The sequence below is a fragment of the Bacillus sp. AK124 genome, assembly GCF_053903085.1.
Genome location: NZ_CP096378.1, coordinates 4179200 through 4201055, shown reverse-complemented (window position 1 = coordinate 4201055; position 21856 = coordinate 4179200). Strand labels below are relative to the sequence as shown.

Sequence of the window (21856 nt, the reverse complement as noted above, 5' to 3'; positions counted from 1 at the left end):
AGGTAGGCCCCTTGCTGGATGTGAACAATTTTGAGTATATGAACATCGGTCTCGCTTCACCTGACAAAATCCGTTCATGGTCTTACGGAGAAGTGAAAAAGCCTGAAACAATCAACTATCGTACTTTGAAACCTGAAAAAGATGGTCTATTCTGCGAGCGCATTTTCGGTCCTCAAAAGGACTGGGAATGCCACTGCGGAAAGTACAAGCGGGTTCGTTATAAAGGCGTAGTCTGCGACCGTTGTGGAGTTGAAGTAACCCGGGCTAAAGTCCGTCGTGAGAGAATGGGGCATATCGAGCTGGCAGCCCCTGTTTCTCACATCTGGTATTTTAAAGGAATCCCGAGCCGTATGGGTCTTGTGCTGGATATGTCTCCGCGCGCATTGGAAGAAGTCATTTACTTTGCTTCTTATGTCGTAACAGATCCGGCCAATACACCGCTTGAGAAAAAACAGCTTCTTTCTGAAAAAGAGTACCGGGCGTACCTTGATAAATACGGAAATAAATTCCAGGCATCAATGGGTGCTGAAGCGATTCATAAGCTCCTTCAAGATATCGACCTCGATAAAGAAGTGGATATGCTGAAAGAAGAGCTTAAAACGTCACAAGGACAGCGCCGCACACGTGCGATCAAACGCTTGGAAGTATTGGAAGCATTCCGCAACTCCGGAAATAAGCCGTCCTGGATGATCCTCGACGTTCTTCCGGTCATTCCGCCTGAGCTGAGACCGATGGTACAGCTTGACGGTGGACGTTTTGCAACTTCCGATCTGAACGATTTGTACCGCCGTGTCATCAACCGTAACAATCGTTTAAAACGTCTTTTGGATCTTGGAGCGCCAAGCATTATCGTTCAAAACGAAAAGCGCATGCTTCAAGAAGCCGTGGACGCGCTGATCGATAACGGACGCAGAGGCCGTCCTGTTACAGGTCCGGGAAACAGACCGTTAAAATCCCTTTCTCACATGCTGAAAGGTAAACAAGGCCGTTTCCGTCAAAACCTTCTCGGTAAACGTGTTGACTACTCAGGCCGTTCGGTTATCGTCGTAGGTCCGAACCTGAAAATGTATCAATGCGGTCTTCCGAAAGAAATGGCGCTGGAACTGTTCAAGCCATTCGTCATGAAAGAGCTTGTTGAAAAAGGTCTTGCCCACAACATTAAGAGTGCGAAGCGTAAAATTGAGCGCGTTCAGCCGGAAGTCTGGGATGTCCTTGAATCAGTTATCAAAGAACACCCTGTGCTTCTCAACCGTGCACCTACGCTTCACAGATTAGGTATTCAAGCGTTTGAACCAACGCTTGTCGAAGGCCGTGCCATCCGTCTTCATCCGCTTGTATGTACGGCATACAACGCTGACTTTGACGGTGACCAAATGGCGGTTCACGTTCCTTTATCAGCAGAAGCGCAAGCTGAGGCGCGCATCTTGATGCTTGCCGCACAAAACATCCTGAACCCTAAAGACGGAAAACCGGTTGTTACGCCGTCTCAGGATATGGTGCTTGGAAACTACTATCTGACGCTAGAACGCCCAGGCGCAGTCGGCGAAGGTATGGTTTTCAAAGATACGGATGAAGCGCTTCTTGCGTATCAAAACGGATATGTTCATTTGCATACGAGAGTAGCCGTTGCGGTTAACTCCCTGAAAAATGAAACATTTACCGAAGAACAGCGTTCCAAGCTGCTCGTTACAACTGTCGGAAAACTGATCTTCAACGAGATTCTTCCGCCGTCGTTCCCATACATGAACGAACCGACGAAGAGCAACATTGAAGAAAAAACACCTGACCGTTTCTTCTTGGATTACGGTGCAGATGTTAAAGAAGCCATTAAGAACCAGGAAATCAACCAGCCGTTCAAAAAAGGCATTTTGGGTAAAATCATTGCGGAGATCTTCAAAAGATTCCATATTACAGAAACATCAAAAATGCTTGACCGCATGAAAAACCTTGGATTTAAATATTCGACAAAAGCCGGAATTACGGTCGGTGTTTCCGATATCGTCGTATTGGACGACAAACAGGAAATCCTTGAAGAAGCGCAAGGAAAAGTTGATAACGTCATGAAGCAGTTCAGACGTGGTCTGATTACTGAAGAAGAGCGTTATGAACGGGTCATTTCCATCTGGAGTGCAGCTAAAGATACGATCCAAGGCAAGCTGATGAAATCCCTGGATGAAATCAACCCGATCTACATGATGAGTGATTCCGGAGCCCGGGGTAACGCATCAAACTTTACGCAGCTTGCGGGTATGCGCGGTCTGATGGCCAACCCGGCTGGACGGATCATCGAACTTCCGATCAAGTCAAGCTTCCGCGAAGGTTTAACGGTACTCGAGTACTTTATCTCTACTCACGGTGCGCGTAAAGGTCTTGCGGATACGGCTCTGAAGACAGCCGACTCAGGTTACCTGACACGCCGTCTCGTAGACGTAGCCCAAGACGTCATCATTCGTGAGACTGACTGCGGCACAGACCGAGGTATTCTTGCCAAAGCCATCACGGAAGGCACAGAAGTGATCGAGCGTCTTGAAGAGCGTCTTGTCGGCCGATTCGCGAGAAAACCTGTTAAACATCCGGAAACAGGTGAAGTGCTTGTGGATGAAAACGAGCTGATCGACGAAGATAAAGCGCTCGAAATTGTCGAAGCAGGCATTGAAGAAGTGTGGATCCGCTCCGCATTTACATGTAATACGTCACATGGTGTATGTAAACGATGCTACGGCCGCAACCTGGCAACAGGAACCGACGTCGAAGTCGGGGAAGCAGTCGGAATCATCGCTGCCCAGTCCATTGGTGAGCCGGGTACACAGTTAACAATGCGTACCTTCCATACGGGCGGGGTTGCCGGAGACGATATTACACAAGGTTTGCCGCGTATCCAGGAATTGTTTGAAGCGCGAAACCCTAAAGGTCAAGCGACGATCTCTGAAATTGACGGTGTCGTAGCTGAAATCAATGAAGTGCGTGACAAACAGCAGGAAATCGTCGTTCAGGGCGAAGTCGAAAGCCGTTCATATACGGCGCCTTACAACGCGCGCCTGAAAGTCACTGAAGGAGAGAAAATTTCCCGTGGCCAGGTGCTGACAGAAGGTTCGGTTGATCCGAAAGAGCTTCTGAAAGTTACTGACATCACGACGGTGCAAGAATACCTCCTTCATGAAGTGCAGAAGGTTTATCGTATGCAAGGGGTTGAAATCGGGGATAAGCACGTCGAGGTTATGGTTCGCCAGATGCTTCGCAAAGTGCGTGTCATCGATGCCGGCGACACGGAAGTGCTGCCAGGCACGCTGCTCGATATTCACCAGTTTACCGAAGCGAACAAAAAAGTTCTGCTCGGAGGCAAACGCCCTGCAACAGGCCGTCCGGTGCTTCTCGGTATCACCAAAGCATCGCTTGAAACGGATTCCTTCCTATCTGCCGCGTCATTCCAGGAAACAACACGTGTCCTGACAGATGCAGCAATCAAAGGAAAACGCGATGAGCTTCTCGGCCTGAAAGAGAATGTTATCATCGGTAAGCTTGTTCCTGCTGGAACGGGTATGCTGAACTACCGTAAAGTGAAGCCGGTATTGCAAGTCCAATCATCTGATGAAATGGTTCCGGCTGAATAAATAAAAAAATCCTAAAGAAGGATGTCACTAAAAATTGTCATCATGTGTTGACATCCTTCTTTCAGGATGATAATATAACCAAGGTGCTCAATTTAAACCTGTTACTTTGGAGGATATATGATGTCTTATGATAAAGTATCACAGGCTCAATCTATTATTATCGGTACGAAGCAGACAGTCAAAGCGCTGAAGCGCAATTCTGTTAAGGAAGTCGTCGTAGCAAAAGACGCTGATCCTTTTCTGACGTCAGATGTTATTAACCTGGCAAATGAACAAGGGATTCCCGTCTCAATGGCAGAGTCCATGAAAAAGCTCGGCAAAGCCTGCGGAATTGAAGTCGGAGCTGCAGCTGTTGCCATTATTCAATAACGTACTCGTTGTTTTTGCTTTTATGCAAAGGCATTGTTTTTTGCTTTTAAATGAACCACCTGGGTATGTGGGTTATAAAACATGATGAAGGGAGGAATTACAAAATGCCTACAATTAATCAGCTAGTCCGCAAAGGACGCGTAAGCAAAGTTGAAAATTCTAAGTCTCCAGCACTTAACAAAGGATACAACAGCTTCAAGAAAGAGCACACTAACGTATCTTCACCACAAAAACGCGGAGTATGTACTCGTGTCGGTACAATGACACCGAAGAAGCCGAACTCGGCGCTTCGTAAATATGCCCGTGTTCGTTTAACTAACGGAATCGAGGTTACGGCCTACATTCCTGGTATCGGACACAACCTGCAAGAGCACAGTGTCGTATTGATCCGCGGTGGACGTGTAAAAGACTTACCGGGGGTACGCTACCACATCGTGCGTGGCGCGCTTGATACTGCCGGAGTTGAAAACCGTGCACAAGGCCGTTCTAAATACGGTACAAAACGTCCTAAGAAAAAATAATTCCGTTTAAATACAAATAAAAGGGTTTTTAAAAGCAAGGAGTTCTGGCAATGCTGTTAAGGGCATCAGGCTTTTCGCGCCTAGCGCTGGTTTGATCCCGGCAGCTGAACCGTGAAATCCCTCTGCTTACTGTAAACCCGTAACAAGAGAAGGGAGGATAATCAGATGCCACGTAAAGGTCCTGTAGCAAAAAGAGATGTTTTACCTGATCCGCTTTACAACTCTAAACTGGTTACTCGTTTGATCAACAAAATGATGATCGACGGTAAAAAAGGTAAAGCTCAAACAATCCTATACAAGTCATTCGATATTATTAAAGAACGTACCGGCAACGATGCAATGGAGGTTTTCGAACAAGCATTGAAGAACATCATGCCAGTGCTTGAAGTTAAAGCACGCCGCGTAGGTGGTGCAAACTACCAAGTACCTGTAGAGGTTCGTCCTGAACGCCGTACGACTCTTGGACTTCGCTGGTTAGTAAACTACGCTCGTCTTCGCGGAGAAAAAACGATGGAAGAGCGTTTAGCTAACGAAATCCTTGATGCAGCTAACAACACTGGTGCAGCTGTTAAGAAACGTGAAGATACTCATAAGATGGCTGAAGCAAACAAAGCGTTCGCTCACTATCGCTGGTAATCTCACACGACAAAATATTATTCCCTAAGAAGGAAGGAGAAAAGACCCAATGGCAAGAGAGTTCTCCTTAGAAAAAACTCGTAATATCGGAATCATGGCTCACATCGATGCCGGTAAAACGACAACAACTGAACGTATCTTGTTCTACACAGGCCGTATCCATAAAATTGGTGAAACTCATGAAGGGGCTTCCCAAATGGACTGGATGGAGCAGGAACAAGAACGCGGTATCACAATCACATCCGCTGCAACAACTGCACAGTGGAAAGGTTACCGCGTAAACATCATCGACACACCAGGACACGTAGACTTCACAGTTGAGGTTGAACGTTCCCTGCGCGTACTTGATGGTGCCGTTGCCGTTCTTGACGCACAATCAGGCGTTGAGCCGCAAACTGAAACAGTTTGGCGTCAGGCAACAACTTACGGAGTACCTCGTATCGTATTTGTCAACAAGATGGACAAAACGGGTGCGGACTTCCTTTACTCTGTAGGAACTCTTAAAGACCGTCTTGAGGCGAACGCTCACGCGATCCAATTACCGATTGGCGCCGAAGACAATTTCGAAGGGATCATCGACCTTGTAGAAAACGTTGCGTACTACTATGAAGATGATCTTGGAACACGCTCTGATGCGCGTGAAATCCCTGCCGAGTACAAAGACAAAGCTGAAGAGCTTCGCGCCAGCTTGATTGAAGCTGTTGCTGAGCTTGATGAAGAGCTTATGATGAAGTACTTGGAAGGCGAAGAAATCACAGTTGACGAGCTGAAAGCGGCAATCCGCAAAGGAACTTGTAACGTGGAGTTCTATCCGGTTCTTTGTGGATCAGCTTTCAAAAACAAAGGTGTTCAATTAGTGCTTGACGCAGTTCTTGACTACCTGCCAGCTCCAACTGACGTACCGGCAATCAAAGGTACTCTGCCTGATTCTGAGGAAGAGGTTACTCGTGAGTCTTCTGACGACGCACCTTTCTCAGCACTTGCATTTAAAGTTATGACTGACCCTTACGTTGGTAAATTGACGTTCTTCCGTGTGTACTCAGGAACACTTGATTCCGGTTCATACGTAAGAAACTCAACAAAAGGCAAACGTGAGCGCGTCGGACGTATCCTGCAAATGCACGCCAACAGCCGTGAAGAAATCTCTACTGTGTACGCAGGGGATATCGCTGCTGCTGTAGGTTTGAAAGACACGACTACAGGGGACACGCTTTGCGACGAGAAAAACCTTGTAATTCTTGAATCTATGGAATTCCCTGAGCCTGTTATCCACGTTGCAATCGAGCCTAAATCTAAGGCTGACCAAGACAAAATGTCTACTGCACTGGCTAAATTGGCTGAAGAGGATCCAACATTCCGTGCGCATACTGACCCTGAAACAGGTCAAACGATCATCGGCGGTATGGGTGAGCTTCACCTTGATATCATCGTTGACCGTATGAAACGCGAATTTAAAGTTGAAGCCAACGTTGGTGCTCCTCAAGTTGCGTATCGTGAAACATTCCGTGCGAGCGCGCAAGTTGAAGGTAAATTCGTACGTCAGTCTGGTGGACGCGGACAGTTCGGACACGTTTGGATTGAATTCTCTCCAAACGAAGAAGGAAAAGGCTTTGAGTTCGAAAACGCAATCGTCGGTGGTGTCGTTCCTCGTGAATACATTCCGGCTGTTCAAGCAGGACTTGAAGATTCACTTCAAAACGGTGTAGTCGCAGGTTACCCTGTTATCGACATCAAAGCGAAATTGTTTGACGGTTCTTACCATGACGTCGACTCAAACGAAATGGCGTTTAAAATCGCTGCTTCAATGGCGCTTAAAAACGCGGCAAGCAAGTGTAACCCGGTTATTCTTGAGCCGATCTCCAAAGTTGAAGTCGTTATCCCAGAAGAATACATGGGAGACATCATGGGTGATATTACATCACGCCGCGGTCGCGTAGAAGGTATGGAAGGACGCGGAAACGCTCAAGTCGTTCGCGCGATGGTTCCACTTTCTGAAATGTTCGGTTACGCTACGGCTCTCCGTTCAAACACACAAGGACGCGGTACGTTCACAATGGTCTTTGACCATTACGAAGAAGTGCCTAAGAGCATTGCTGATGAGATCATCAAAAAAAATCAAGGTGAATAATTGATTTTGCCTCTTCATTAAAGTATAAATACTATTGTAAGATGAGAATGTGAAACATCGCTTTCACTTTCTATCACTCTATATAACAAAAACTAACCTTTTTAAGGAGGATTTTCAGAATGGCTAAAGAAAAATTCGACCGTTCCAAATCACATGCCAACATTGGTACAATTGGACACGTTGACCATGGTAAAACTACATTAACAGCTGCTATCACAACTGTGCTTCATAAGAAATCTGGTAAAGGTACTGCTATGGCATACGACCAAATCGACGGTGCTCCAGAAGAGCGTGAGCGCGGTATCACAATCTCTACTGCACACGTTGAGTACGAAACAGAAACTCGTCACTATGCACACGTTGACTGCCCAGGACACGCTGACTATGTTAAAAACATGATCACTGGTGCTGCGCAAATGGACGGAGCGATCCTTGTTGTATCTGCTGCTGACGGTCCAATGCCACAAACTCGTGAGCACATCCTTCTTTCTCGTAACGTAGGTGTGCCTTACATCGTAGTATTCTTGAACAAATGCGACATGGTAGACGACGAAGAGCTTCTTGAGCTAGTTGAAATGGAAGTTCGCGATCTTCTTTCTGAGTATGAGTTCCCTGGTGACGATGTACCAGTTATCAAAGGTTCTGCACTTAAAGCTCTTGAAGGTGACGCTGAATACGAAGCTAAAATCTTCGAACTGATGGATGCAGTTGACGAATACATCCCAACTCCAGAGCGCGATACTGAAAAGCCATTCATGATGCCTGTTGAGGACGTATTCTCAATCACAGGTCGTGGAACAGTTGCTACTGGACGCGTAGAGCGCGGACAAGTTAAAGTCGGTGACGAAGTTGAAATCATCGGTCTTCAAGAAGAAAACAGCAAAACAACTGTTACAGGTGTTGAAATGTTCCGTAAGCTTCTTGACTATGCAGAAGCTGGAGACAACATCGGTGCACTTCTTCGCGGTGTATCTCGTGAAGATATCCAACGTGGTCAAGTACTTGCTAAACCAGGTACAATCACTCCACATAAAAAGTTCAAAGCTGAAGTTTACGTTCTTTCTAAAGAAGAGGGTGGACGTCACACTCCATTCTTCTCTAACTACCGTCCTCAGTTCTACTTCCGTACAACTGACGTAACGGGTATCATTCAGCTTCCAGAAGGCGTAGAAATGGTTATGCCTGGAGACAACATCGAAATGACTGTTGAATTGATTTCAACAATCGCGATCGAAGACGGAACTCGCTTCTCTATCCGTGAAGGCGGACGTACAGTTGGTTCTGGCGTAGTATCTTCTATCACTGAATAATACTTATAAAATAAAAAACGAGATCCGACCGGGTCTCGTTTTTTATTTGTCCTGAAGTCCTTGATTATCCTTGCTGGAATCTGTATAATAAAAAAAGTGTGCAAAAGCCGGTAATATTCAATATTACCTTGCATCATGCCTATAAATTTTGTATAATAGTGCATGTTGGTCTTTGACTGCGATGAAGTGAGAGGTTGCTGACACACCCGGCCGCTTTGCCATGGCAAGGTGATTCAGGTTTTTCTCACGGAGAATTGTCTAATGTAAGTAGGCGAAAAGGAGGGAAAATAATGGCAAAACAAAAAATTCGTATTCGTTTAAAAGCGTATGATCATAGAATCCTTGATCAATCTGCTGAGAAGATTGTTGAAACGGCTAAACGTTCCGGAGCCAGCGTTTCTGGTCCGATTCCGTTGCCAACTGAGAAATCAGTTTACACAATCCTTCGTGCGGTGCACAAATACAAAGATTCTCGTGAGCAATTCGAAATGCGTACACATAAACGTTTAATCGACATTGTGAACCCAACACCACAAACTGTCGATGCTCTAATGCGATTAGATTTACCATCTGGTGTCGATATCGAAATTAAACTTTAATCTAAAATATAGAATGATTTTTATAGGAGGTGTGACGAATGACCAAAGGAATCTTAGGAAGAAAAATTGGTATGACGCAAGTTTTCGCAGAAAACGGTGATCTTATTCCGGTAACTGTTATCGAAGCTGCTCCTAACGTTGTACTTCAGAAGAAAACTTCTGAAAACGACGGCTATGAAGCGATTCAGATCGGTTTTGACGACAAGCGTGAGAAGCTTGCCAACAAACCAGAAAAAGGACACGTTGCAAAAGCGGAAACTGCTCCTAAGCGCTTCGTTAAAGAATTACGCGGAGTGGATATGGATGCGTATGAAGTTGGTCAGGAAGTCAAAGTTGATATTTTCTCTAACGGAGAAGTCGTAGATGTAACAGGAACATCGAAAGGTAAAGGTTTCCAAGGCGCTATCAAACGCCACGGACAATCTCGCGGACCTATGTCTCACGGTTCACGCTACCATCGCCGTCCTGGTTCAATGGGACCGGTAGACCCTAACCGTGTATTCAAAGGAAAGCTGTTGCCTGGACGTATGGGCGGAGAGCAAATCACTGTTCAAAACCTTGAAATCGTAAAAGTGGATGCAGAGCGCAACCTTCTTTTAGTTAAAGGTAACGTTCCTGGTGCGAAAAAATCATTAGTCGCTGTTAAAAGCGCTGTTAAATCTAAATAATTCTCTTAGGAAAGGAGGAAATTGATCATGCCAAAAGTAGCTTTATATAACCAAAACGGTTCTACTGCTGGTGATATCGAATTAAACGACTCTGTATTTGGAATCGAGCCAAATGAGAGCGTAGTATTCGACGCTATTCTTATGCAAAGAGCTTCCTTACGTCAAGGAACTCATAAAGTAAAAAATCGTTCGGAAGTACGTGGCGGAGGTCGCAAACCTTGGCGTCAAAAAGGTACCGGCCGTGCTCGTCAGGGATCTATCCGTTCACCGCAATGGCGCGGAGGTGGTATCGTATTCGGTCCTACACCACGCAGCTATGCATATAAATTACCGAAAAAAGTTCGCCGCTTGGCTATCAAATCAGCATTGTCTTCTAAAGTGAATGACAACAACTTGATCGTTCTTGAAGATCTTAATCTTGATGCGGTTAAAACAAAAGAAATGGCAGCTATCCTTAAAGGTCTGTCTATCGAGAAGAAAGCTTTAATCGTAACTGCGGATGCAAACGAGACAGTTGAACTATCTGCTCGTAACCTTCCAGGAGTTACTGTTGTTGAAGCTAACGGAATCAACGTCCTCGATGTTGTCGGTCATGAGAAGCTTGTGATCACGAAAGCAGCGGTTGAAAAAGTAGAGGAGGTGCTTGCATAATGAAAGATCCTCGTGATGTTCTAAAGCGCCCCGTCATTACTGAACGTTCTGCTGATTTAATGACTGAGAAAAAATATACGTTTGAAGTAGACGTAAGAGCTAACAAAACAGAAGTGAAAGACGCTGTTGAGCAAATCTTTGGAGTGAAAGTTGAAAAAGTCAACATCATGAACTACAAAGGGAAATTCAAACGTGTCGGCCGCTACTCTGGTATGACAAACAAACGCAGAAAAGCGATTGTTAAGCTTACTGAAGACAGCAAAGAAATCGAAATTTTTGAAGCTTAATCACTTGTAAAAAGAAGGAGGGAAATTCAAAATGGCGATTAAAAAGTACAAACCGACCTCTAACGGACGTCGCGGCATGACTACGTCTGATTTTGCGGAAATCACGACAGATCAGCCGGAAAAATCCTTGCTTGCCCCGCTTCACAAAAAAGGCGGACGCAACAACCAAGGTAAATTAACTGTACGTCATCAAGGCGGCGGACATAAACGCCAATACCGTATTATCGACTTCAAACGCGATAAAGATGGTATACCTGGACGCGTTGCTACAGTTGAGTACGATCCAAACCGTTCAGCTAACATTGCTCTAATTAACTATGTAGACGGAGAAAAACGCTACATCCTGGCTCCTAAGGGCCTTCAAGTAGGAACTGAAATCATGTCAGGACCAGAAGCTGACATTAAAGTAGGTAACGCACTTCCACTGATCAACATCCCTGTTGGTACAGTCGTGCACAACATTGAATTAAAACCTGGAAAAGGCGGACAGCTTGTACGTTCAGCTGGTACATCTGCTCAAGTTCTTGGTAAAGAAGGAAAATACGTTCTTGTGCGTCTGAACTCCGGTGAAGTTCGCATGATTCTTTCTGCTTGCCGCGCTTCTATCGGTCAAGTAGGTAACGAACAGCACGAACTGATCAACATCGGTAAAGCAGGACGTTCACGCTGGAAAGGCATCCGTCCTACAGTTCGCGGTTCTGTTATGAACCCTAACGATCACCCGCACGGTGGTGGTGAAGGACGCGCTCCGATCGGACGTAAATCACCTATGTCTCCATGGGGTAAACCAACTCTTGGATTCAAAACTCGTAAGAAAAAGAACAAATCAGATAAATTCATCGTACGTCGTCGTAAAAATAAATAACGGGGTTGTCTACGGTTCATATCGGACCGTAGTGCAATCACGAAGGGAGGTTCCAAAATGGCTCGCAGCTTAAAAAAAGGACCATTTGTCGATGATCATCTAATGACAAAAATCGAGAAATTAAATGAAGCGGATAAGAAACAAGTTGTGAAAACTTGGTCTCGCCGTTCTACTATTTTCCCGCAATTTATCGGTCACACAATCGCAGTCTATGATGGACGCAAACATGTGCCTGTTTACATCTCTGAAGATATGGTAGGTCACAAGTTGGGTGAATTCGCACCGACACGCACTTACAAAGGTCATGCTAGTGATGACAAAAAAACAAGACGCTAATGAGAGGAGGCTTTTAAATGCAACAAGCTAAAGCTGTCGCAAGAACAGTCCGTATTGCTCCTCGTAAGGCACGTCTAGTAATGGACCTGATTCGAGGCAAGCAAGTAGGTGAAGCAGTATCGATCTTAAACCTTACGCCAAAAGCTGCTTCCCCGATTATTGAAAAAGTTTTAAAATCTGCTATCGCTAACGCTGAGCACAACTACGAAATGGATGCAAACAACCTGGTTGTTACTCAAGCTTACGTGAACGAAGGCCCTACGTTGAAAAGATTCCGTCCGCGCGCTATGGGACGTGCAAGCCAAATCAACAAACGTACGAGCCACATTACTATCGTTGTATCAGAAAAGAAGGAGGGATAACTCGTGGGTCAAAAGGTAAATCCAGTCGGTCTTCGTATTGGTGTTATACGTGATTGGGAATCTAAGTGGTACGCTGGCAAAGATTACGCTGACTTCCTTCACGAAGATCTGAAAATCCGTGAATTTATTAATCAACGCCTGTCTGACGCTTCTGTTTCTAAAGTGGAAATCGAGCGTGCGGCAAACCGTGTAAATATTACGATCCACACAGCTAAGCCTGGTATGGTTATCGGTAAAGGCGGTTCTGAAGTCGAAGCGCTTCGCAAAGCCCTTAACAGCCTTACTGGCAAGCGTGTACACATTAACATTCTTGAAATCAAAAGAGCTGATCTTGATGCTCAGCTAGTTGCTGATAACATCGCTCGTCAATTGGAAAACCGCATCTCTTTCCGTCGTGCGCAAAAGCAACAAATCCAACGCACAATGCGCGCTGGTGCACAAGGAATTAAAACAATGGTTTCCGGTCGTCTTGGCGGCGCAGACATCGCTCGTTCTGAATACTACAGTGAAGGAACTGTTCCATTGCACACACTTCGTGCAGACATCGACTATGCTACATCTGAAGCTGACACAACTTACGGCAAGCTTGGTGTAAAAGTCTGGATCTATCGTGGAGAGGTTCTTCCTACTAAGAAGAAAACTGAGGAAGGAGGAAAATAATATGTTAATGCCAAAACGCGTTAAATATCGCAGAGAGCATCGCGGAAAAATGCGCGGCCGTGCAAAAGGCGGCTCTGAAGTGCATTTCGGTGAATACGGCATCCAGGCTCAAGAAGCTTCTTGGATTACAAACCGTCAAATCGAAGCTGCGCGTATCGCAATGACTCGTTACATGAAACGTGGCGGTAAAGTTTGGATCAAAATTTTCCCTTCTAAGCCTTATACAGCTAAGCCTCTAGAGGTTCGGATGGGTTCCGGTAAAGGTGCTCCTGAAGGATGGGTAGCTGTTGTAAAACCGGGCAAAGTTTTATTTGAAATTTCTGGTGTGTCTGAGGAAGTCGCTCGTGAAGCTCTTCGTCTTGCATCTCACAAATTGCCAATTAAAACGAAGTTCGTAAAACGTGAAGAAATTGGTGGTGAATCAAATGAAAGCTAATGAAATTCGTGACCTTACCACTGCTGAAATTGAACAAAAAGTAAAGTCTCTTAAAGAAGAACTTTTCAATCTTCGCTTTCAATTAGCGACAGGACAACTTGAAAACACTGCTCGCATTCGTGAAGTGCGCAAGTCAATCGCGCGCATGAAAACTGTGATTCGGGAAAGAGAAATTGCTGCCAACAAATAATTCCGGAGGGAGGTTCTCTAAAACATGAGCGAACGCAATCAGCGCAAAGTCTACCAAGGACGTGTTGTTTCTGACAAAATGGATAAAACCATTACTGTTGTTGTAGAAACTTACAAAAAACATTCACTCTACGGTAAACGCGTAAAGTACTCTAAAAAATTCAAAGCACATGATGAAAATAACCAAGCTAAAATCGGAGACATCGTAAAGATCATGGAAACTCGTCCATTATCTGCGACTAAACGTTTTCGTCTAGTTGAAGTTGTCGAAGAAGCTGTTATTATCTAATAAAGTTCGGAAACCTTTTTCCGAAGGGAGGTAACAAATAATGATTCAACAAGAGACTCGTTTAAAAGTAGCTGATAACTCTGGTGCCCGTGAAGTATTAACAATCAAGGTGCTTGGTGGTTCTGGACGCAAAACAGCTAACATTGGTGATGTCATTGTTTGCACGGTTAAACAAGCAACACCAGGAGGCGTTGTCAAAAAAGGTGAAGTCGTAAGAGCTGTAATCGTACGTTCTAAGAGCGGCGCGCGCAGAAATGACGGATCTTACATCAAATTCGATGAGAATGCATGTGTTATCATCCGTGACGACAAAAGCCCGCGCGGAACTCGTATCTTCGGACCTGTAGCACGTGAACTTCGTGATAACAACTTCATGAAAATTGTTTCTCTAGCTCCAGAAGTACTTTAATGATATCAATGCCGGACTAAGGAGGTGCGATCAGGATGCATGTTAAAAAAGGCGATAAAGTAATGGTTATCTCTGGTAAAGACAAAGGGAAACAAGGTGTGATCCTTGCAGCTTTCCCTAAAAAAGACCGCGTAATCGTTGAGGGTGTCAACATGGTGAAGAAGCACTCAAAGCCGACTCAAGCTAACCCTCAAGGCGGAATTTTAAATCAAGAGGCGCCAATTCATGTGTCAAACGTAATGCCGCTCGATCCTAAAACAGGTGAAGTGACTCGCGTAGGATACAAAGTGGAAAATGGCAAAAAAGTTCGTATTGCAAAAAAATCTGGGCAAGTTCTAGATAACTAGTAATAAAGGAAGGGAGGTCTATCTCATGAACCGCCTTAAAGAAAAGTACAATAAAGACATTACACCTGCATTAATGAAAAAGTTCGAATACAAATCTGTGATGCAAGTGCCTAAAATCGAAAAAATCGTAATCAACATGGGTGTTGGTGACGCTGTTCAAAACGCTAAAGCTATCGATAGCGCTGTTGAAGAACTAACGTTTATCGCTGGTCAGAAACCTGTCGTTACTCGTGCGAAGAAATCTATTGCTGGATTCCGTCTTCGTGAAGGAATGCCAATCGGTGCGAAAGTAACTCTTCGCGGAGAGCGCATGTACGATTTCCTTGATAAACTAATTTCTGTTTCTTTACCACGTGTTCGTGACTTCCGCGGAATTTCAAAAAAATCTTTTGACGGTCGCGGAAACTACACACTAGGAATCAAAGAACAGCTGATCTTCCCTGAAATTGACTATGATAAGGTAACTAAAGTTCGCGGTATGGACATCGTTATCGTAACGACTGCCAACACTGATGAAGAAGCTCGTGAACTGTTAACTCAATTAGGTATGCCATTCCAGAAATAATCAATGAAAGGGAGGCGAAATCGTGGCTAAAAAGTCAATGATTGCGAAACAAAAACGCACACCGAAGTTTAAAGTACAAGAGTACACTCGCTGCGAACGCTGCGGCCGTCCGCACTCTGTTATTCGTAAATTTAAACTTTGCCGTATTTGTTTCCGTGAACTTGCATATAAAGGACAAATTCCTGGCGTTAAAAAAGCCAGCTGGTAATCCCCGTTTATGGGAAGGAGGTTATTAAATAATGGTTATGACAGATCCGATTGCAGATATGCTGACTCGAATTCGTAATGCAAACATGGTACGTCATGAGAAGCTCGAAATTCCTGCTTCGAAGTTGAAAAGAGAAATCGCTGAAATCTTGAAAAGAGAAGGTTTCATCCGTGACGTAGAATTCATTGAAGATAACAAGCAAGGTATCATCCGTGTTTTCTTGAAATACGGACAAAACAACGAGCGTGTCATCACTGGCCTTAAGAGAATCAGCAAACCAGGTCTGCGCGTTTACGCTAAGTCAAACGAAGTGCCTCGCGTACTGAACGGACTTGGAATCGCAATTCTTTCTACATCACAAGGTGTGTTAACAGATAAAGAAGCCCGCGCTAAACAGGCTGGCGGAGAAGTATTAGCATACGTTTGGTAAGAAGTTTAACATGAATGGAGGTGTTTGGTATGTCTCGTGTAGGTAAGAAGCTACTTGAGATTCCTTCAGGCGTTACAGTTACTCTGAACGACAACACTGTAACCGTGAAAGGACCAAAAGGAGAATTAACTCGTACGTTTCATCCTGATATGAAGATTAAAATTGAGGACAATGTACTTACTGTAGAGCGTCCTTCAGATAATAAAGAACACCGTGCGCTGCATGGCACAACTCGCAGCATCATCGGAAACATGGTTGAAGGTGTATCTAAAGGTTTTGAAAGAGGTTTGGAATTAGTCGGTGTCGGTTACCGTGCTTCTAAATCCGGAAACAAACTTGTTTTGAACGTTGGATACTCTCACCCTGTAGAAATCGTTCCTGAAAACGGAATTGAAATCGAAGTTCCATCTCAAACAAAAGTGGTTGTAAAAGGTACAGATAAAGAGCGTGTTGGAGCTACTGCTGCAAACATTCGCGCTGTACGTTCTCCAGAACCTTACAAAGGCAAAGGGATCCGCTATGAAGGAGAAATGGTTCGTCGTAAAGAAGGTAAATCTGCTAAGTAAAACCGCTTAATGTGAGAAAGGAGTGACCCAGATGATTACGAAAACAAGCAAGAATGCTGCACGTCTTAAAAGACACGGTCGTGTTCGCGCGAAGCTTTCAGGAACCCCTGAGAGACCTCGTCTAAATGTTTTCCGTTCAAACAAACATATTTACGCACAAGTGATCGATGATGTGAACGGTGTTACACTTGTGAGTGCATCAACTCTTGATAAAGACTTTAACGCTGAAAATGGCAGCGATACGTCTGCGGCTGCAAAAGTTGGCGAGCTTGTTGCAAAACGCGCTTCTGAAAAAGGTATCACAAATGTCGTGTTCGACCGTGGCGGTTACCTTTATCATGGACGTGTAAAAGCATTGGCTGATGCTGCACGCGAAGCTGGATTAGAATTTTAATAAAAGAAGGAGGGACATATGAATATGCGTCGTATTGACCCAAGCAAATTAGAGTTAGAAGAACGCTTAGTTACCGTTAACCGCGTAGCGAAAGTTGTTAAAGGTGGTCGTCGTTTCCGCTTCGCAGCTCTAGTCGTTGTCGGTGACAAAAACGGACACGTAGGATTCGGTACTGGTAAAGCACAAGAAGTACCAGAAGCGATCCGCAAAGCTGTTGAAGATGCGAAAAAGAATTTGATCGAAGTACCAATGGTTGGAACTACAATTCCACACGAAATCATCGGACGTTTCGGTGCAGGAAACATCTTGTTAAAACCTGCTTCTGAAGGTACGGGAGTTATCGCTGGAGGCCCAGTACGTGCGGTACTTGAGCTTGCAGGTGTAGCTGATATCCTTTCTAAGTCTTTAGGTTCTAACACACCGATCAACATGATCCGTGCAACAGTCCAAGGTTTAAGCGAGCTGAAACGCGCTGAGGACGTTGCGAAGCTTCGTGGAAAATCTGTAGAAGAACTGTTAGGATAAGGAGGGAACATTAATGGCTAAATTAGAAATTACCCTCAAACGCAGTGTAATCGGACGCCCGGAAGATCAGCGTATTACTGTAAGAACGCTCGGTTTAAAGAAAACAAACCAAACTGTCGTTCATGAAGACAACGCTGCAATCCGCGGTATGGTTAACAAAGTATCTCATTTAGTTTCTGTTAAAGAACTTTAAAAATAAACGATAGGCTAAGGAGGTGTCCAAATGAAACTTCATGAATTAAAGCCCGCAGAAGGTTCACGTAAAACGCGCAACCGCGTAGGTCGTGGTATTGGTTCTGGTAACGGTAAAACAGCAGGTAAAGGTCATAAAGGTCAAAACGCTCGTTCTGGCGGCGGTGTACGTCCTGGATTCGAGGGTGGACAAATGCCTTTGTTCCAACGTCTTCCTAAACGCGGTTTCACAAACATCAACCGCAAGGATTTCGCTGTAGTCAACCTAGACAAACTCAACAGCTTTGCAGAAGGGACGGAAGTTACTCCTGAACTTCTTTTAGAAACAGGTGTAATCAGCAAGTTGAAATCTGGAGTGAAAATTCTTGGCGACGGTCAATTAGAAAAGAAATTAACTGTTAAAGCCAATAAATTCTCCGCTTCTGCTAAACAAGCAATTGAGGCTGCTGGCGGTACAGCTGAGGTGATCTAACTTGTTTAAGACAATCTCCAATTTTATGCGTGTGAAGGATATTCGGAATAAGATTATCTTCACTCTTTTAATGCTTATCGTCTTTCGTCTCGGTTCGTTCATTCCTGTGCCGCATGTAAACACAGAAGTTTTAAAGGCACAGGATCAAATGAGCGTATTTGGGATTCTAAACACATTTGGCGGCGGTGCATTGTTCAACTTCTCCATTCTTGCGATGGGAATCATGCCTTACATCACAGCTTCAATCATCATTCAGCTCCTGCAGATGGATGTTGTGCCGAAGTTTACCGAATGGTCTAAGCAAGGAGAAGTTGGTCGCCGAAAACTAGCACAGTTCACAAGGTACTTCACAATCGTTCTTGGATTTATCCAGGCTTTAGGTATGTCTTACGGGTTTAACAACATGGCCGGCGGCGCGTTGATTACAAACCCTGGAGTCGGTACTTATTTGCTTATTGCGGTTGTACTAACTGCTGGAACTGCTTTTTTAATGTGGCTGGGAGAACAAATTACGTCTCATGGAGTTGGTAACGGAATATCCATTATCATCTTCGCCGGTATCGTTGCCGGCATTCCGCAGACGATTAATCAGATCTACGCTCAGCAGTTTGTAGATGCTGGAGATCAGTTATTCTTGCAAATCATAAAGGTTGTCGTTATATTGGTTGCGATTTTGGCGATTGTCGTTGGCGTTATTTTCATCCAACAGGCAGTTAGAAAAATCTCAATTCAATATGCGAAAGGTTCAGGCCGTTCACCGGTTCCTGGCGGCCAGTCTACACACTTGCCGCTGAAGGTTAACCCGGCGGGAGTTATTCCGGTTATCTTTGCAGTAGCATTTATCACCACTCCGCGGACCGTGGCAACATTTTTTGGTACCAATGACGTCACGAATTGGATTCAAAAAACGTTTGATTACACGCATCCGGTCGGAATGGGAGTTTATGCGGCGTTGATCATCGCCTTTACCTATTTCTATGCATTTGTGCAGGTAAACCCTGAGCAAATGGCCGATAATCTTAAAAAACAAGGTGGCTATATTCCGGGAGTTCGTCCAGGAAAAATGACTCAAGATAGAATTACGAGCATTTTGTATCGACTTACATTTGTAGGCTCCATATTCTTGGCCGTGATTGCCATTCTTCCTGTCTTGTTCGTTAATATTGCTGGGCTGCCTTCATCTGCACAAATTGGTGGAACAAGTTTGCTGATTGTCATCGGGGTTGCACTTGAAACAATGAAGCAGCTTGAAAGCCAGCTGGTAAAACGAAACTATCGTGGATTTATGAAGCACTAGAGGAAATGGGGCGCGCCCATTCCCTCTAAAATAGAGAGGACGGGGAATCCGAAATGAACTTAGTCTTAATGGGACTGCCTGGGGCCGGTAAAGGGACACAGGCTGAACGGATTGTTGAAGATTTTGGGATACCTCATATCTCAACAGGAGACATGTTCCGCGCTGCGATGAAAGAAGAAACGGATCTGGGACTCGAAGCCAAATCATACATTGATAAAGGTGAGCTTGTTCCGGATGAAGTGACAATTGGTATTGTCAGGGAGAGACTTGGCAAGAATGATTGTGACGGAGGTTTTCTTCTGGACGGATTTCCGAGAACAGTCGCTCAAGCTGAAGCACTTGAGGAAATTCTTAAAGGACTTGGCAAGTCGATTGACCATGTCATCAACATTCAAGTCGATAAAGATGCATTGATGGAACGTCTGACAGGACGCAGAATCTGCAGAAACTGCGGTGCAACTTATCATTTAGTCTTTAATCCGCCTGCGAAAGAAAATGTATGCGACAAGTGTGGAGGAGAGCTTTATCAGCGTGAAGACGATAATGAAGCTACTGTATCTACACGGTTAGAGGTCAACATGAAGCAAACCCAGCCTTTACTCGATTTCTATGCGGATAAAGGATATCTCGTAAACATTGACGGGCAGAAGCACATCAATGAAGTTTACGCTGATATAAAGGAGCTTCTCGGAGGCCTGGACAAATGATTATTTGTAAAACTCCCCGAGAAATCGAAATCATGCGGGAAGCCGGAAGAATTGTCGCTTTAACTCATCAGGAGCTGAAAAAGCACATTAAACCCGGCATCTCGACAAAAGAACTGGATCAAATTGCCGAACGTTTTATTACAAAGCAAGGTGCAATCCCGTCTTTTAAAGGGTATAATGGTTTTCGCGGGAGCATTTGCGTTTCGGTCAACGAAGAACTCGTGCACGGTATTCCGGGAAAACGGGTCCTTCGCGACGGAGACATCATCAGCATCGATATCGGTGCGAAGCTGAACGGTTATCATGGTGACTCTGCATGGACTTATCCAGTGGGTACGATTAGCGATGATGATCAAAAGCTGCTGGATGTGACAGAGGAGTCTTTATATAGAGGCTTGAAGGAAGCAAAACCGGGAGAACGTTTGTCGAATATTTCCCACGCAATTCAAACGTATGTCGAAAGCGAACAATTTTCAGTCGTCAGGGAATATGTAGGACACGGGGTAGGGCAGGATCTTCATGAGGATCCGCAAATTCCTCACTACGGTCCGCCGAACAAAGGCCCGCGTTTAAAGCCTGGCATGGTCCTGGCCATTGAGCCGATGGTTAATGCAGGCACACGCTATGTCAAAACATTGGCTGACAACTGGACGGTTGTAACTGTGGACGGGAAGAAGTGTGCTCACTTTGAACACACGATTGCCATAACGGAAGCCGGTTTTGAGATACTGACAAAAGCCTAGGTGAAATGAGATGTATCGGAAAACACCTGAAATTGGACAGTTCGTACGCATAGCAAGAGGCCGCGAAATGAACCAATACGCAGTTGTTATTGATATAGTCGATCATCATCATGTGCTGGTAGCAGACGGAGAAAAGCGTAAATTTCATTCTCCTAAGAAAAAGAATATCAATCATTTAACCTTTTATGATTGCGTATCTCCGGAAGTTCAGAACAGTATAAACGAAACAGGGCGTGTGACAAACGGAAAATTGAGATTTTCTCTTTTGAAATTTGTCAGAGAGCAAGTTACTGATTTGAAGAAGGGAGAACACTTGAATGGCGAAAGACGATGTAATTGAAGTGGAAGGTACTGTAGTCGAAACGCTGCCAAACGCAATGTTCAAAGTTGAACTTGAGAATGGTCATACGGTTTTGGCTCACGTATCTGGTAAAATCCGCATGCACTTCATTCGCATTTTACCTGGAGACAAAGTTACGGTAGAATTATCTCCATATGACTTAACTCGTGGTAGAATTACGTACCGTTACAAATAAAGCACTCCGGAAATTGAAGGAGGTTGGAAACACATGAAAGTGAGACCATCAGTTAAACCGATCTGTGAAAAATGTAAGGTCATTCGCAGAAAAGGAAAAGTAATGGTGATCTGTGAAAATCCAAAGCATAAACAAAAACAAGGATAATTTTTAAGGAGGTGCGAGAGAGATGGCTCGTATTGCTGGTGTAGATATCCCACGTGATAAACGTGTTGTTATTTCATTAACATACATCTTTGGAATCGGTCGTACAACGGCTCAGCAAATCTTAAAAGAAGCTGGAGTTTCTGAAGATACTCGCGTTCGTGATTTGACTGAAGAAGAACTTGGTAAAATCCGTGACGTGATTGACAAATTGAAAGTTGAAGGTGACCTTCGCCGTGAAGTGTCTCTTAACATCAAACGTCTGATCGAAATCGGAAGCTACCGCGGAATTCGTCATCGTCGCGGATTGCCTGTTCGCGGTCAAAATACTAAAAATAACGCGCGTACTCGTAAAGGTCCGCGTCGTACTGTAGCTAACAAGAAAAAATAAGCAAGGGAGGTAA

34 protein-coding genes are annotated in these 21856 nt (G+C 44.6%); all 34 read left to right on the top strand.

From position 1 onward, the window contains the following. The first annotated feature begins 11 nt into the window (after window positions 1-11). The 34 genes from rpoC to rpsM all read left to right on the top strand — a co-directional run bounded on the left by rpoC (window position 12) and on the right by rpsM (window position 21843). Window positions 12-3611 (top strand): DNA-directed RNA polymerase subunit beta', encoded by a 3600-nt coding sequence (gene rpoC, locus M1E06_RS21095; protein ID WP_020449853.1) that lies wholly within the window; start codon window positions 12-14, stop codon window positions 3609-3611. Window positions 3612-3731: 120 nt separating this feature from the next. Then, the gene (locus M1E06_RS21090; protein ID WP_023855916.1) at window positions 3732-3980 is read left to right on the top strand and encodes a 50S ribosomal protein L7ae-like protein; all 249 of its coding nucleotides are present in this window, start codon (window positions 3732-3734) and stop codon (window positions 3978-3980) included. A 104-nt stretch (window positions 3981-4084) separates the two neighbouring features. Further along, window positions 4085-4501 carry a 30S ribosomal protein S12 gene (rpsL, locus tag M1E06_RS21085; protein WP_020449855.1) on the top strand — a complete coding sequence of 139 codons (417 nt, stop codon included), beginning with the start codon at window positions 4085-4087 and terminating at the stop codon, window positions 4499-4501. 165 nt (window positions 4502-4666) lie between these two features. Then, window positions 4667-5137: a 30S ribosomal protein S7 gene (gene rpsG / locus M1E06_RS21080; protein WP_003178317.1), complete on the top strand. Its 471-nt coding sequence runs from the start codon at window positions 4667-4669 to the stop codon at window positions 5135-5137. A gap of 49 nt (window positions 5138-5186) precedes the next feature. Further along, on the top strand, window positions 5187-7265 hold the full coding sequence (gene fusA / locus M1E06_RS21075; protein WP_023855914.1) for an elongation factor G: 2079 nt from the start codon (window positions 5187-5189) through the stop codon (window positions 7263-7265). 119 nt (window positions 7266-7384) lie between these two features. Then, on the top strand, window positions 7385-8575 hold the full coding sequence (gene tuf / locus M1E06_RS21070) for an elongation factor Tu (RefSeq protein WP_023855913.1): 1191 nt from the start codon (window positions 7385-7387) through the stop codon (window positions 8573-8575). A gap of 290 nt (window positions 8576-8865) precedes the next feature. After that, window positions 8866-9174, top strand: coding sequence for a 30S ribosomal protein S10 (gene rpsJ / locus M1E06_RS21065; RefSeq protein WP_003156464.1), 309 nt, complete (start codon window positions 8866-8868; stop codon window positions 9172-9174). A gap of 38 nt (window positions 9175-9212) precedes the next feature. Then, window positions 9213-9842, top strand: coding sequence for a 50S ribosomal protein L3 (gene rplC, locus M1E06_RS21060; RefSeq protein ID WP_020449858.1), 630 nt, complete (start codon window positions 9213-9215; stop codon window positions 9840-9842). A gap of 27 nt (window positions 9843-9869) precedes the next feature. Next, complete coding sequence (gene rplD / locus M1E06_RS21055) at window positions 9870-10493, top strand: 50S ribosomal protein L4 (protein WP_020449859.1); 624 nt, start codon at window positions 9870-9872, stop codon at window positions 10491-10493. Next, the gene (rplW, locus tag M1E06_RS21050; protein WP_020449860.1) at window positions 10493-10780 is read left to right on the top strand and encodes a 50S ribosomal protein L23; all 288 of its coding nucleotides are present in this window, start codon (window positions 10493-10495) and stop codon (window positions 10778-10780) included. Before rplD ends, rplW begins: the two co-directional genes overlap by 1 nt. A gap of 31 nt (window positions 10781-10811) precedes the next feature. Next, window positions 10812-11645 carry a 50S ribosomal protein L2 gene (gene rplB, locus M1E06_RS21045; RefSeq protein ID WP_020449861.1) on the top strand — a complete coding sequence of 278 codons (834 nt, stop codon included), beginning with the start codon at window positions 10812-10814 and terminating at the stop codon, window positions 11643-11645. A gap of 57 nt (window positions 11646-11702) precedes the next feature. Then, window positions 11703-11981: a 30S ribosomal protein S19 gene (rpsS, locus tag M1E06_RS21040; RefSeq protein ID WP_003178334.1), complete on the top strand. Its 279-nt coding sequence runs from the start codon at window positions 11703-11705 to the stop codon at window positions 11979-11981. A 17-nt stretch (window positions 11982-11998) separates the two neighbouring features. Next, window positions 11999-12343 (top strand): 50S ribosomal protein L22, encoded by a 345-nt coding sequence (gene rplV, locus M1E06_RS21035; RefSeq protein WP_020449862.1) that lies wholly within the window; start codon window positions 11999-12001, stop codon window positions 12341-12343. 3 nt (window positions 12344-12346) lie between these two features. After that, window positions 12347-13003: a 30S ribosomal protein S3 gene (gene rpsC / locus M1E06_RS21030; RefSeq protein WP_003178339.1), complete on the top strand. Its 657-nt coding sequence runs from the start codon at window positions 12347-12349 to the stop codon at window positions 13001-13003. A 1-nt stretch (window position 13004) separates the two neighbouring features. Continuing rightward, window positions 13005-13439, top strand: a complete 435-nt coding sequence (gene rplP / locus M1E06_RS21025) for a 50S ribosomal protein L16 (RefSeq protein WP_020449863.1) — start codon at window positions 13005-13007, stop codon at window positions 13437-13439. Then, the gene (gene rpmC / locus M1E06_RS21020) at window positions 13429-13629 is read left to right on the top strand and encodes a 50S ribosomal protein L29 (protein WP_003178343.1); all 201 of its coding nucleotides are present in this window, start codon (window positions 13429-13431) and stop codon (window positions 13627-13629) included. The genes rplP and rpmC overlap by 11 nt, the downstream gene beginning before the upstream one ends. Before the next feature lie 24 nt (window positions 13630-13653). Further along, complete coding sequence (gene rpsQ, locus M1E06_RS21015) at window positions 13654-13917, top strand: 30S ribosomal protein S17 (protein WP_003178345.1); 264 nt, start codon at window positions 13654-13656, stop codon at window positions 13915-13917. A gap of 40 nt (window positions 13918-13957) precedes the next feature. After that, window positions 13958-14326, top strand: a complete 369-nt coding sequence (gene rplN, locus M1E06_RS21010; protein ID WP_020449864.1) for a 50S ribosomal protein L14 — start codon at window positions 13958-13960, stop codon at window positions 14324-14326. A gap of 35 nt (window positions 14327-14361) precedes the next feature. Continuing rightward, window positions 14362-14673, top strand: a complete 312-nt coding sequence (gene rplX / locus M1E06_RS21005; RefSeq protein WP_003178350.1) for a 50S ribosomal protein L24 — start codon at window positions 14362-14364, stop codon at window positions 14671-14673. A 25-nt stretch (window positions 14674-14698) separates the two neighbouring features. Further along, the gene (rplE, locus tag M1E06_RS21000) at window positions 14699-15238 is read left to right on the top strand and encodes a 50S ribosomal protein L5 (protein WP_020449865.1); all 540 of its coding nucleotides are present in this window, start codon (window positions 14699-14701) and stop codon (window positions 15236-15238) included. A gap of 22 nt (window positions 15239-15260) precedes the next feature. Then, the gene (rpsN, locus tag M1E06_RS20995; protein ID WP_003178353.1) at window positions 15261-15446 is read left to right on the top strand and encodes a 30S ribosomal protein S14; all 186 of its coding nucleotides are present in this window, start codon (window positions 15261-15263) and stop codon (window positions 15444-15446) included. A gap of 31 nt (window positions 15447-15477) precedes the next feature. Then, window positions 15478-15876 (top strand): 30S ribosomal protein S8, encoded by a 399-nt coding sequence (gene rpsH / locus M1E06_RS20990; RefSeq protein WP_003178355.1) that lies wholly within the window; start codon window positions 15478-15480, stop codon window positions 15874-15876. A gap of 29 nt (window positions 15877-15905) precedes the next feature. Then, on the top strand, window positions 15906-16442 hold the full coding sequence (gene rplF, locus M1E06_RS20985; protein ID WP_003178356.1) for a 50S ribosomal protein L6: 537 nt from the start codon (window positions 15906-15908) through the stop codon (window positions 16440-16442). A 31-nt stretch (window positions 16443-16473) separates the two neighbouring features. After that, window positions 16474-16836: a 50S ribosomal protein L18 gene (rplR, locus tag M1E06_RS20980; RefSeq protein WP_020449866.1), complete on the top strand. Its 363-nt coding sequence runs from the start codon at window positions 16474-16476 to the stop codon at window positions 16834-16836. A gap of 24 nt (window positions 16837-16860) precedes the next feature. Further along, a complete protein-coding gene (rpsE, locus tag M1E06_RS20975) occupies window positions 16861-17361 on the top strand; it encodes a 30S ribosomal protein S5 (protein WP_023855910.1) in 501 nt (166 codons plus the stop codon). Window positions 17362-17374: 13 nt separating this feature from the next. Further along, window positions 17375-17554, top strand: coding sequence for a 50S ribosomal protein L30 (gene rpmD / locus M1E06_RS20970; protein WP_020449868.1), 180 nt, complete (start codon window positions 17375-17377; stop codon window positions 17552-17554). Window positions 17555-17584: 30 nt separating this feature from the next. Beyond that, window positions 17585-18025, top strand: coding sequence for a 50S ribosomal protein L15 (rplO, locus tag M1E06_RS20965; RefSeq protein ID WP_020449869.1), 441 nt, complete (start codon window positions 17585-17587; stop codon window positions 18023-18025). Window position 18026: 1 nt separating this feature from the next. After that, window positions 18027-19322, top strand: a complete 1296-nt coding sequence (secY, locus tag M1E06_RS20960) for a preprotein translocase subunit SecY (RefSeq protein ID WP_020449870.1) — start codon at window positions 18027-18029, stop codon at window positions 19320-19322. A 53-nt stretch (window positions 19323-19375) separates the two neighbouring features. Continuing rightward, a complete protein-coding gene (locus M1E06_RS20955; RefSeq protein WP_020449871.1) occupies window positions 19376-20029 on the top strand; it encodes an adenylate kinase in 654 nt (217 codons plus the stop codon). Further along, window positions 20026-20772, top strand: a complete 747-nt coding sequence (gene map / locus M1E06_RS20950; RefSeq protein ID WP_023855909.1) for a type I methionyl aminopeptidase — start codon at window positions 20026-20028, stop codon at window positions 20770-20772. Before M1E06_RS20955 ends, map begins: the two co-directional genes overlap by 4 nt. A gap of 10 nt (window positions 20773-20782) precedes the next feature. Further along, window positions 20783-21112, top strand: coding sequence for a KOW domain-containing RNA-binding protein (locus M1E06_RS20945; RefSeq protein ID WP_023855908.1), 330 nt, complete (start codon window positions 20783-20785; stop codon window positions 21110-21112). Then, window positions 21090-21308, top strand: a complete 219-nt coding sequence (gene infA, locus M1E06_RS20940; protein WP_003178377.1) for a translation initiation factor IF-1 — start codon at window positions 21090-21092, stop codon at window positions 21306-21308. Before M1E06_RS20945 ends, infA begins: the two co-directional genes overlap by 23 nt. A gap of 33 nt (window positions 21309-21341) precedes the next feature. Further along, window positions 21342-21455, top strand: a complete 114-nt coding sequence (gene rpmJ, locus M1E06_RS20935; protein WP_003156543.1) for a 50S ribosomal protein L36 — start codon at window positions 21342-21344, stop codon at window positions 21453-21455. 22 nt (window positions 21456-21477) lie between these two features. Next, window positions 21478-21843, top strand: coding sequence for a 30S ribosomal protein S13 (gene rpsM, locus M1E06_RS20930; protein ID WP_003178378.1), 366 nt, complete (start codon window positions 21478-21480; stop codon window positions 21841-21843). Window positions 21844-21856: the final 13 nt, after the last annotated feature.

Coding starts and splice junctions, on each gene's coding strand:
- rpsM (WP_003178378.1), top strand. CDS start 21,478: ATGGCTCGTATTGCTGGTGTAGATATCCCACGTGATAAACGTGTTGTT.
- rplC (WP_020449858.1), top strand. CDS start 9,213: ATGACCAAAGGAATCTTAGGAAGAAAAATTGGTATGACGCAAGTTTTC.
- fusA (WP_023855914.1), top strand. CDS start 5,187: ATGGCAAGAGAGTTCTCCTTAGAAAAAACTCGTAATATCGGAATCATG.
- M1E06_RS21090 (WP_023855916.1), top strand. CDS start 3,732: ATGTCTTATGATAAAGTATCACAGGCTCAATCTATTATTATCGGTACG.
- rplP (WP_020449863.1), top strand. CDS start 13,005: ATGTTAATGCCAAAACGCGTTAAATATCGCAGAGAGCATCGCGGAAAA.
- rpsJ (WP_003156464.1), top strand. CDS start 8,866: ATGGCAAAACAAAAAATTCGTATTCGTTTAAAAGCGTATGATCATAGA.
- rpsE (WP_023855910.1), top strand. CDS start 16,861: ATGCGTCGTATTGACCCAAGCAAATTAGAGTTAGAAGAACGCTTAGTT.
- tuf (WP_023855913.1), top strand. CDS start 7,385: ATGGCTAAAGAAAAATTCGACCGTTCCAAATCACATGCCAACATTGGT.
- M1E06_RS20955 (WP_020449871.1), top strand. CDS start 19,376: ATGAACTTAGTCTTAATGGGACTGCCTGGGGCCGGTAAAGGGACACAG.
- rpsH (WP_003178355.1), top strand. CDS start 15,478: ATGGTTATGACAGATCCGATTGCAGATATGCTGACTCGAATTCGTAAT.
- infA (WP_003178377.1), top strand. CDS start 21,090: ATGGCGAAAGACGATGTAATTGAAGTGGAAGGTACTGTAGTCGAAACG.
- rplB (WP_020449861.1), top strand. CDS start 10,812: ATGGCGATTAAAAAGTACAAACCGACCTCTAACGGACGTCGCGGCATG.
- rplE (WP_020449865.1), top strand. CDS start 14,699: ATGAACCGCCTTAAAGAAAAGTACAATAAAGACATTACACCTGCATTA.
- rpmD (WP_020449868.1), top strand. CDS start 17,375: ATGGCTAAATTAGAAATTACCCTCAAACGCAGTGTAATCGGACGCCCG.
- rplX (WP_003178350.1), top strand. CDS start 14,362: ATGCATGTTAAAAAAGGCGATAAAGTAATGGTTATCTCTGGTAAAGAC.
- rpsS (WP_003178334.1), top strand. CDS start 11,703: ATGGCTCGCAGCTTAAAAAAAGGACCATTTGTCGATGATCATCTAATG.
- rpmC (WP_003178343.1), top strand. CDS start 13,429: ATGAAAGCTAATGAAATTCGTGACCTTACCACTGCTGAAATTGAACAA.
- M1E06_RS20945 (WP_023855908.1), top strand. CDS start 20,783: ATGTATCGGAAAACACCTGAAATTGGACAGTTCGTACGCATAGCAAGA.
- map (WP_023855909.1), top strand. CDS start 20,026: ATGATTATTTGTAAAACTCCCCGAGAAATCGAAATCATGCGGGAAGCC.
- rplO (WP_020449869.1), top strand. CDS start 17,585: ATGAAACTTCATGAATTAAAGCCCGCAGAAGGTTCACGTAAAACGCGC.
- rplF (WP_003178356.1), top strand. CDS start 15,906: ATGTCTCGTGTAGGTAAGAAGCTACTTGAGATTCCTTCAGGCGTTACA.
- rplN (WP_020449864.1), top strand. CDS start 13,958: ATGATTCAACAAGAGACTCGTTTAAAAGTAGCTGATAACTCTGGTGCC.
- rpsL (WP_020449855.1), top strand. CDS start 4,085: ATGCCTACAATTAATCAGCTAGTCCGCAAAGGACGCGTAAGCAAAGTT.
- rpsQ (WP_003178345.1), top strand. CDS start 13,654: ATGAGCGAACGCAATCAGCGCAAAGTCTACCAAGGACGTGTTGTTTCT.
- rplV (WP_020449862.1), top strand. CDS start 11,999: ATGCAACAAGCTAAAGCTGTCGCAAGAACAGTCCGTATTGCTCCTCGT.
- rplW (WP_020449860.1), top strand. CDS start 10,493: ATGAAAGATCCTCGTGATGTTCTAAAGCGCCCCGTCATTACTGAACGT.
- rplD (WP_020449859.1), top strand. CDS start 9,870: ATGCCAAAAGTAGCTTTATATAACCAAAACGGTTCTACTGCTGGTGAT.
- rpsG (WP_003178317.1), top strand. CDS start 4,667: ATGCCACGTAAAGGTCCTGTAGCAAAAAGAGATGTTTTACCTGATCCG.
- rplR (WP_020449866.1), top strand. CDS start 16,474: ATGATTACGAAAACAAGCAAGAATGCTGCACGTCTTAAAAGACACGGT.
- rpmJ (WP_003156543.1), top strand. CDS start 21,342: ATGAAAGTGAGACCATCAGTTAAACCGATCTGTGAAAAATGTAAGGTC.